Consider the following 1,873-nt stretch of genomic DNA (forward strand, 5'->3'; position numbering starts at 1 on the left):
GATGTTGCGAAGATGGGTCTATGATGCACAGGTTTCGAGGCTAAGTCATCTGAAAGAAGTGGCCGAGCGGGCCTCGAAATGCGTTTCTGAGAGACCTATCGCGTAGCGTTCACAATTCCGATAGAAAATCGCCGATTAGGTCAGCGCTGCCGCTCACGATCAAGCAAACTCAGAGGAGACAAGAAATTAGTCGGGTGGATCGAGACCGTAGTTCTTCTTGGCAAATGTCAGGAACGAGTTCGAAGAGACCGCCGGCTGGTCGCCGACCTCACCGTGGAGTTCCAACTGCACGAGGATATCCACGAGTCGCCAGCAGTTGTACAACACGCAGGCGAACGCGAAGTTGAAGTACCGGAACCGGTGGTCGGGTGACTGTGTCTCCGCGAGGAACGTCTTCAGTTTCTTAAACCCGTTTTCGATGCCCCACCGGCGCTTGTATCGGACCATCAGCCGCCCAATCTGATGTTTCATCTCCCGGTCGTCCGAAGGATTGACATCCACCCACGGAAGATTCGTCTCGAACGGCACCGTTGGTGCTTCAACCCGCGCTGGCTCCATGATCTCCTCTTCCTCACGCACCTCATCAAGGAGATTTCCCAGCGGTGAGTTGCCGCCGCGGTCCTCTGAGAGCGGCGTTGTCTCGCCAATATCTTCGAACTCCTCGATAAGTTCCTGCCGAATCGTGACGTCATTCTCATCGTCATCTTCGTCTTCACGTTCCCACTCGCGCTTCGGGAGATAGACTGCCTTTCGTGCTGGCCCGTCGTCCAGACGCCTTTGCTTGACCACGTCGAAGTCTCTGTTCTCGCTGGCGAGCTTGGCAATCTGGTGTTCGTGGTCGCTGCTGGAGCGCACAACGCCCGGATTCAGGTAGTGAACGTTGTGCTTCTCGCAGGCGTCTTTCACGCCATCGTTGGCGAACTCGCGGTCCATCATCACGAGGTCCAGATCGGGGACAATATCTGTCGCACCATCAAGCAGATCGTCTACGAGATCTGCTCGCTTCCGGCCGCGTTCAACTGGGACGGCATCGAGTATGAGCGGGACATCGTGACCGACGAGTTTGATGACTGCCCACTGGAAGAACGGCCCGTCATCGCCTTTGTACCCAAGAATCCACGGTTCCTGATTCTGTCCGCTCCGATCTCGGGTGATCTCGCCATCCCACGGGTTGCCTTTCGTGATGTCGATGGCTGCCATCTGCTTGCGGCCCATCTTGTCCTTGGATTTCGCCTGCTTAACGAGTGTCCGGCTAGTCTCCCGGAGCATAGTCCGGATACGTCCGACGCCGAGATCTTTCGTCTGGAGCCGGTGGGAGTCGACAGACGGCGTCTTCGATCGGGTGGAGTCGACGGCAAAGGACTGTGCGCCGTCGTTCGGGTGCATATCAGTCCGCATCCCGAGGTATGACTGCTGTTCCCAGAATGCGCCTTCGGGTATACTTGCGTTTCTGCTGCGGTCAAGGTGGAAACAGTCCTCGACGATGGGCTTCGCACCCTTCCAAACCTCGCGGGCCTTCTCACGAGCGAGCGTATCCTTGCTTTTTGAACGTGTGACTGTATCCGTCGGCTGGTTGGGTAGAAACGAGGGTTCGGGCGCAGGAATATCGTGATATCGAGCGATATCCACGACGACCTCAGCAGCATCTCGAACGGCGTCGCGGACATCTTCGAGACGGCCGTTCCAAGCCCGCCAGAGTGTGGACTGAGTAGGGATGCCGTCGAAGCCGAGCTGCGTGCTGAGAAACGGCTTCTGTTTGAGATATTTCCAGAGAGTTGTTTCACTGTTCCAGCCCTTCACGCAGCGGAGCACGTGCGCTCGGAAGACAGCTTCCCAAGGTTTCGGGTCGCCCTGTTCGTGGTCAAGAGTGTCG

The 1,873-nt window shown here is 57.1% G+C and carries 1 protein-coding gene; it reads right to left on the reverse strand.

Annotated features, from left to right (window positions below; translation table 11 throughout):
- Nucleotides 1-186: 186 nt before the first annotated feature.
- On the reverse strand, nt 187-1,873 hold a 1,687-nt coding region (locus tag DVK06_RS16540), incomplete at its 5' end, for a transposase (protein ID WP_121601104.1).

The sequence above is a fragment of the Halorubrum sp. Atlit-28R genome (assembly GCF_003665955.1).
Lineage (GTDB): Archaea > Halobacteriota > Halobacteria > Halobacteriales > Haloferacaceae > Halorubrum > Halorubrum tropicale.